The 7,136-nt window shown below is 77.5% G+C and carries 5 protein-coding genes and 2 pseudogenes; 4 read left to right on the top strand and 3 right to left on the bottom strand.

What is annotated here, in order from left to right:
• Positions 1–263: 263 nt before the first annotated feature.
• Positions 264–761 (bottom strand): annotated as a pseudogene (locus tag RKE29_RS26525) (DUF3000 domain-containing protein); the annotation flags it as partial.
• 91 nt (positions 762–852) lie between these two features.
• On the opposite strand from RKE29_RS26525, the gene hemE reads away from it, so the two are divergent.
• Positions 853–1,980, top strand: a complete 1,128-nt coding sequence (gene hemE, locus RKE29_RS26520) for a uroporphyrinogen decarboxylase (RefSeq protein ID WP_312008187.1) — start codon at positions 853–855, stop codon at positions 1,978–1,980.
• Between the two features lie 189 nt (positions 1,981–2,169).
• Here the strand turns inward: hemE and RKE29_RS26515 are convergent, their stop codons facing one another.
• Positions 2,170–3,360 (bottom strand): thiolase family protein, encoded by a 1,191-nt coding sequence (locus RKE29_RS26515; protein WP_312008186.1) that lies wholly within the window; start codon positions 3,358–3,360, stop codon positions 2,170–2,172.
• A 160-nt stretch (positions 3,361–3,520) separates the two neighbouring features.
• On the opposite strand from RKE29_RS26515, the gene RKE29_RS26510 reads away from it, so the two are divergent.
• The 3 genes from RKE29_RS26510 (at position 3,521) to hemQ (ending at position 6,371) form a co-directional block, all read left to right on the top strand.
• Positions 3,521–3,814, top strand: coding sequence for a hypothetical protein (locus RKE29_RS26510; protein WP_312008185.1), 294 nt, complete (start codon positions 3,521–3,523; stop codon positions 3,812–3,814).
• A gap of 170 nt (positions 3,815–3,984) precedes the next feature.
• Positions 3,985–5,658 carry a protoporphyrinogen oxidase gene (gene hemG / locus RKE29_RS26505; RefSeq protein ID WP_312008184.1) on the top strand — a complete coding sequence of 558 codons (1,674 nt, stop codon included), beginning with the start codon at positions 3,985–3,987 and terminating at the stop codon, positions 5,656–5,658.
• Complete coding sequence (gene hemQ, locus RKE29_RS26500) at positions 5,655–6,371, top strand: hydrogen peroxide-dependent heme synthase (protein WP_312008183.1); 717 nt, start codon at positions 5,655–5,657, stop codon at positions 6,369–6,371. Before hemG ends, hemQ begins: the two co-directional genes overlap by 4 nt.
• 281 nt (positions 6,372–6,652) lie before the next feature.
• On the opposite strand, the pseudogene RKE29_RS26495 reads toward hemQ, so the two are convergent.
• Positions 6,653–7,136 (bottom strand): annotated as a pseudogene (locus tag RKE29_RS26495) (endonuclease); the annotation flags it as partial.

The following is a 7,136-nucleotide window of genomic DNA, read 5'->3' as shown; positions in this document are numbered from 1 at the left end:
GGGGCGGGGCCGCCGGGCCGCGCCGGGCCCCCGGCGTCCGGCGCCTCGGACGCCGGCCGCACCGGGCCGCCGCCGTGCGGCCGGATCCGCCCGGTCGGCGCGTCCCGGCCCCCGTTTCCGAGGCCCCCGTGCCCGAGACCCCCGTTTCCGGGAGAAGTGTCCGAAAGAGAGCGGTTGGCCACCGCCGTACGGTCGGCCGGAAGCGTACGGTCCGGGCCGACGCGGCCGGGTGCGCCGAGGTCCGGCAGCGGCGCCCGGTCCCACGGCGTCCACGAGGCGCGGATCTCGATGCGCGTCGACGGCGGGCGCTCGCCCATGCCGCCGAAGTAGTGCGAACTCGCCCGCGTGACCGTGCCGCTGGGCTCGCCGTACGCCACCCCGCGCGCCTCCAGGGCGCCCGTCAGCCACGACCAGCACACCTCGGGCAGCAGCGGGTCCGCCGCGATCTCCGGCTCCAGGTCCGCGTGCACGAGCGTGACCAGCCGGAACGTGCCGTCCCAGGCGTCCGGCCCGGCCGGGTCGTGCAGCAGGATCAGCCGCCCCTCGGCCAGCTCCTCGTCGTCCACGGCGACCACCGCGTCCAGCGCGTACGAGAACGGGGCGAGCCTGCGCGGCGGCGGCGTCGGGGCGAGCTCCACCTCCGGCCGCGGCCGGAAGGCCCGCAGCCCGGCGACCGCCCTGTCGAAGGCGGACGGGACGCCGCCCTCCCCACCCGTGTCGTCAGCACCGCCGCCCGGTGACTGCCCTTGAACCGCTGCCATGCCCGGAAGACTAGGCGCAGGAGGGGCCGCAGCCGGGGAGGGACACCCGGGTTGGCGGGTCACTCGTTCGGCCCGTGCGAAGATTTGGGACATGAGCGAAGGCGAACGGCCCTCGGGCCGGCAACCAGGCGGCCCCGCCCCGGCCGCGCCCCCCGCGCCGTCCGCGGTCCCGGCGGGCCCCGCGGCCGACTCGGTGTTCCTGCGGGCCTGCCGCGGCGAATCCGTGCCGTACACGCCGGTGTGGTTCATGCGGCAGGCGGGCCGCTCCCTGCCGGAGTACCGCAAGGTCCGCGAGGGCATCGCCATGCTCGACTCCTGTGCCCGGCCGGACCTGGTCACCGAGATCACCCTGCAACCGGTGCGCCGCCACCGCGTCGACGCGGCCATCTACTTCAGCGACATCGTCGTCCCCCTCAAGGCCATCGGCCTCGACCTCGACATCAAGCCCGGCGTGGGCCCGGTGGTCGAGCACCCGGTGCGCACCCGCGCCGACCTGGACCGGCTGCGGCCGCTGGACCCGGACGAGGTGAAGTACGTCACCGAGGCCGTCGGCATGCTCGTCGGCGAGCTGGGCGCCACCCCGCTCATCGGCTTCGCGGGCGCGCCCTTCACGCTCGCCAGCTACCTGGTCGAGGGCGGTCCCTCGCGCAACCACGAGCGCACCAAGGCGCTCATGTACGGCGACCCGGGGCTGTGGGCCGACCTGCTGGACCGGCTCGCGGACATCACCGCCACCTTCCTGAAGGTGCAGATCGAGGCCGGCGCCTCCGCGGTCCAGCTCTTCGACTCCTGGGCCGGGGCGCTGGCGCCCGGCGACTACCGCCGCCTGGTGCTGCCCGCGTCCGAGAAGGTCTTCGCCGCCGTCGCCGGGTACGGCGTGCCGCGCATCCACTTCGGCGTCGGTACGGGCGAGCTGCTGGGCCTGATGGGCCAGGCGGGCGCCGACGTGGTCGGGGTGGACTGGCGGGTGCCGCTGGACGAGGCCGCGCGCCGGGTCGGCCCGGGCCGCGCGCTCCAGGGCAACCTCGACCCGGCCGTGCTGTTCGCGCCGCGCGAGGCCGTGGCGGCCAAGGCCCGCGAGGTGCTCGACGCGGCCCGCGCGGCGTTCCCCGGCGGCGGGGGCCACGTGTTCAACCTCGGCCACGGCGTGCTGCCGGACACCGACCCGGACGCGCTGACGCACCTGGTGGAGTACGTGCACGAGGCGTCGGCGCGCTGAGCCCGCCCGGGGCCTGAGCCTGGGCCGGGGCGCCGGGACCCCTGAGCCGGGACCCCTGAGCCGGGACCCCTGAGCCGGGGCAGCGGGCCGCGCTCGCGGCGGTCCGTGCTCGGGCGGCGGTCCGTGCTCGGGCAGCGGGCCCGCGCGAGGGCCGCGTGGCCCGGGACCGGCGGCCCTCGCGCGGCCCGGTCAGCGCTCCAGGACCAGCGCCTGCCCCTGCCCGACCCCGATGCACAGCGAGGCCAGGCCGGTGCCCGAGCCCGCCGCCGCGAGCTGGTGGGCGACGGCCCCCGCCAGCCGGGCGCCGGAGCAGCCCAGCGGGTGCCCGATGGCGATGGCCCCGCCGCGCGGGTTGACCACGGTCGGATCCAGGTCGGGCCACTCGGCCAGGCAGCCGAGCACCTGCGCGGCGAACGCCTCGTTCAGCTCGAACACCGACAGGTCGGCGAACGTGCGCCCCGCGCGGGCCAGGGCGCGGCGCACCGCCTCCACCGGGCCCAGGCCGAAGTACTGCGGCTCGATGCCGGTCACGGCGCTCGCGCCGATCCGCGCCAGCGGCTCCCGGCCGATGGTCTTCAGGCCCTCCTCGTCGGCGAGCAGCAGGGCGGCGGCGCCGTCGTTGAGGGCCGAGGAGTTGCCCGCCGTGACCGTGCCGCCCTCCCGGAAGGCGGGCTTCAGCCGGGCCAGCGCCTCCAGCGAGGTGCTGTCGCGGATGGTCTCGTCCCGCGGCAGGTCCACGCCCTCGTACGGCACCACCTCGGCGCCGTACGCGCCGTCCTTCCACGCCCGCGCCGCCTTCTCGTGGCTGGCCAGCGCGTACTCGTCCTGGGCCGTGCGGCTGATGCCGTGCCGGTCGGCGACCAGCTCGGCGCCCTCGCCGAGGGAGACCGTCCACTCCGGGGGCATGGCCGGGTTGGTCATGCGCCAGCCCAGGGTGGTGGAGTACAGCTGCTGGTGCCCGGCCGGGAAGGGACGGTCCGGCTTGGGCAGCACCCACGGCGCGCGGCTCATGGACTCCACGCCGCCCGCGAGCGCGACGTGCGCGTCGCCGACGGCGATGGCGCGGGCCGCGTGGACGACGGCCTCCAGGCCCGAGGCGCACAGCCGGTTCACGGTCGCGCCCGGCACCGTCACCGGCAGCCCGGCCAGCAGCACGGCCATGCGGGCGACGTCGCGGTTCTCCTCGCCCGCGCCGTTGGCGTTGCCGAACAGCACGTCGTCGATCCGGGCCGGGTCCAGGTCCGGGGAGCGGTCCACCAGGGCCCGTACGACATGGGCGGCCAGGTCGTCCGGCCGGACCCCGGCGAGAGCGCCGCCGTACTTGCCGATCGGCGTGCGCACCGCGTCCACCACGTAGACATCCCGCAGGCGATCGTTCATGGGTCCTCTCCCGCTTCCGCCGCCGCGGTATCCGTGTCGGCGCCGGGCGGCGATGTTACTGGCCAGTTGCGAGTGTCAAGTTCCTGAACCTGCCCTGTCAACGGCGACAGGGGACGGCCATCGCGTTGACGCACGGCGGCGGGCGCGTCAGCGTGGAGATATGACCGAAATCGTGAGCCCGCGCGTGACACCGCCGCGGATCGTCGTACGAGGGGTCCAGCCCGGCGATCCGCCGTTCCGGATAGTCAAGATGGACGGCGAGCTGGTCGGCATCGCGCGGTCGATTGTGGACGTCATCGAGATCGCCCGGCAGGCCGGGCTCGGCCACCTCGACCTCGACGACCCCGACGTCGTCCGGTGGGTCGGCGGCGACAAGTTCACCTGGACGCCGTGGCTGGTGTGGTCGCGGCGCGGGCGGGCGCGCGCCGAGCGCGCCGAGCGCGAGGCGGGCTGACACCGGCCGTACGGCCGCGGCGCACGGCCGGCCCGGCCGACGGGTCCGGCCCGGCGCTCCGCCCCGCGGACCCGGCCCGCCCCCTTGCGACACGGGCCGTACGCACCCTGCCGCACGGCCCGTACGGCCCGCGCGGCAGGGTGCGCAGGGCGCGGTGAGAGAGTAGGGGCATGAGCGCCGCTCCCACGCCCCCCACGCCCGCCGCGCCCCACGCCGTCGTCATCGGCGGCGGCGTCTCCGGGCTCGCCGCCGCCCACCGGCTGCTGGCCGGCGGCGCGCGCGTGACGCTGCTGGAGGCGTCCGCGCGGCTCGGCGGAAAGCTGCTGGTCGGCGAGGTCGCGGGCGTGCCGGTGGACCTCGGGGCCGAGGCGATGCTCGCGCGGCGGCCCGAGGCGGTCGACTTCGCCCGCGCGGTCGGCCTCGGCGGCGCCCTGCGGGCCCCCGCCACCGCGCGCGCCTTCCTGTGGACGCGCGGCGCGCTGCGCCCGATGCCGGCCGGCCACGTCATGGGCGTGCCCGGTGCCCTCGGGCCGCTCGCCGCCTCCGGAGTGCTCTCCGAGGCGGGCCTGGCGCGGATCGCGGACGAGGAGCGGCTGCCCCCGGCCGAGGTCGGCGAGGACGTCGCGATCGGCGCGCTCGTGGCCGAGCGGTTCGGCCGCGAGGTGGTGGACCGGCTGGTCGAACCCCTGCTCGGCGGGGTGTACGCGGGCGACGCGTACCGGATCTCGCTGCGGGCGGCGGTCCCGCAGCTGTTCGAGGCCGTCCGCACCCACCCGTCGCTGACCGAGGCGGTACGCGCCGTCCAGCGGCGCGCCGCGGCCGGGCAGGCGGCGTCCGGACCGGCGGCGGGGCCGGTGTTCATGGGGATCGACGGCGGCGTCGGGCGGCTGCCGCTCGCGGCCGCGGACGCGCTGCGGGCCGCGGGCGCCGACGTGCGCACGGCCGCGCCCGTACGGCGGCTGCGCCGGTCAGGCGACGGCTGGAGCGTCGGCACGGACGGCGCGGAGCTGCGCGCCGACGCGGTCGTCGTGGCCGTGCCCGCGCCCGCCGCCGCCCGCCTGCTGGCCGCCGAGGCGCCGGCCGCGGCGGCCGAGCTGGCGGGCGTCGACTACGCGTCCATGGCCCTGGTCACCATGGCGTTCCGCCGCGCCGACCTGGCCGGTGACGCGGGCGCGGCGACGGCCGAGGGCAGCGGCTTCCTGGTGCCGCCCGTCGACGGGCACGTCATCAAGGCGGCCACCTTCTCCAGCCGCAAGTGGGACTGGGTGGGCGGCGCCGACCCCGGCCTCCTCCTGCTGCGTACCTCGATCGGGCGGTTTGAGGACGACGAGCACCTGAAGCGCGACGACGCGGACCTGGTAGAGATGTCCCGCGACGACCTGCGCCGGGCCGTCGGCCTGACGGCCCGCCCCGTGGCCACCCGCGTCGTGCGCTGGGAGCACGGCCTGCCGCAGTACCCCGTCGGCCACCTCGCCCGGGTCGCCCGCGTCCGCGATGAGGCCGCCAGGCTGCCCGCCCTGCGGGTGTGCGGGGCGGCGTACGACGGCGTGGGCATCCCGGCCTGCGTCGCAAGCGCCCGCCNGACGGCGTGGGCATCCCGGCCTGCGTCGCAAGCGCCCGCCGCGCCGCCGACGAGCTGCTGGCCGGGCTCGCGGCGCGGACCCAGGCCCTGTCGTCGAAGTAGCGTCGTCCGTCCGGAGGGCGGGGCCCGCGGCGTCCGGTGCGAGGGGGCACCGCCCAGCGGTGGCCGGGGGAGCAGGCGTCGCGGGGCAGGGGGGACTTCGACGACAGGGCCTGGGGCCGGGCCGGGGCGCGCCGGACGGCGAGTGAGAATAGCCTCATGACTGCTGCTCCCGAGAAGATCCCCAACGCCGGCAAGCGGGCCAAGGACCTCAACGAGGTCATCCGCTACACCCTGTGGTCGGTGTTCCGGCTGCGGGACGTGCTGCCGGAGGACCGCACCGGCTACGCCGACGAGGTGGAGGAGCTGTTCGGCCAGCTCGCCGCCAAGGACGTCACCGTGCGCGGCACATACGACGTGTCCGGGCTGCGCGCGGACGCCGACCTCATGATCTGGTGGCACGCCGAGACCGCCGACGCGCTCCAGGAGGCGTACAACCTCTTCCGCCGCACCCGCCTGGGCCGGGCCCTGGTGCCGGTCTGGTCGAACATGGCGCTGCACCGCCCGGCCGAGTTCAACCGGTCGCACATCCCGGCGTTCCTCGCCGACGAGAACCCGCGCCAGTACGTCAGCGTCTACCCCTTCGTGCGGTCCTACGACTGGTACCTGCTGCCGGAGGAGGACCGCCGCCGCATGCTCGCCGACCACGGGAAGATGGCGCGCGGCTACCCGGACGTACGGGCCAACACGGTCGCCTCCTTCTCGCTGGGCGACTACGAGTGGATCCTCGCCTTCGAGGCGGACGAGCTGTACCGCATCGTGGACCTGATGCGGCACCTGCGCGGCTCGGAGGCGCGCCTGCACGTGCGCGAGGAGGTGCCGTTCTACACCGGGCGGCGCAAGGCGGTCGCGGAACTGGTCGCGGGCCTGGCCTGACGCGGAGCGTGCCGGGCGCGGTGCGGGCCGGCTCCCGGTTCCCGGCCCCCGGCTCCGGGGGCGGGCCGTACCGCCGCCAGGCGGCGGGCCCGGCGGGGCGGCGGCCGGTGCCTGAGCGGCTGAGGCCCGGCGGGTTCCGCGCGCCGCCGGGCCCGGCCTGGGCCCGCCCGACCCCGAGCCTCCGTGCCGCCGACCTCGGCCTGTCGTGCCAGGCCCGTCCCGTCAATCGCCTGCGGCCCGACATCCCCCGCCCCTCACCCCCGCCCCTCATCCCCCAGCCGTCACCCGCGGCCCAGCGCCGCCCGGGCGGCGCGCGCGAGGCGGGCGGCGAGACCGGGCCGGTCCCCGGCCGTCGGCGGGGTCGGCCCGGCGCGCTCGCGCCACCAGCGGGCCAGCTCCCGCCGGACCGCCGCGTCCCGCGGCAGGCCCTCCGCCAGCAGGTGCTCGGCGAAGGTGAGCGCGTCGCGGCGGTAGCCACCGGTCATCGGCCGCCCGTCCGCGTACGCCAGGAACGCCGTCCGGTAGCCGGCCCCCAGCAGCCGCGGCAGCTCCGGCGCGACCCTGGCCACCACGTCGGCCCGCTTGGCCGCCAGCGCCCGGCTCTGCACGCGCAGCCGGTGCCGGTCGAAGCCCTCCGGCGCGGGGGCGCCCGCGACGAGCGCGGACAGCAGCGCGGTCTGCGCGAGCGCCACCCGCCGCCGCACCGCCTCGTCCGCCACCGGCCCCGCCCCGGACCGCGCGCCCGGCGCCCCGGGCTCGGACCGG

The sequence above is a fragment of the Streptomyces sp. B1866 genome, from assembly GCF_031932565.1.
Classification (GTDB): Bacteria; Actinomycetota; Actinomycetes; order Streptomycetales; family Streptomycetaceae; genus Streptomyces.
The sequence above is the reverse complement of the archived record's forward strand: the minus strand, read 5'-3'. Positions and strand labels throughout refer to the sequence as shown.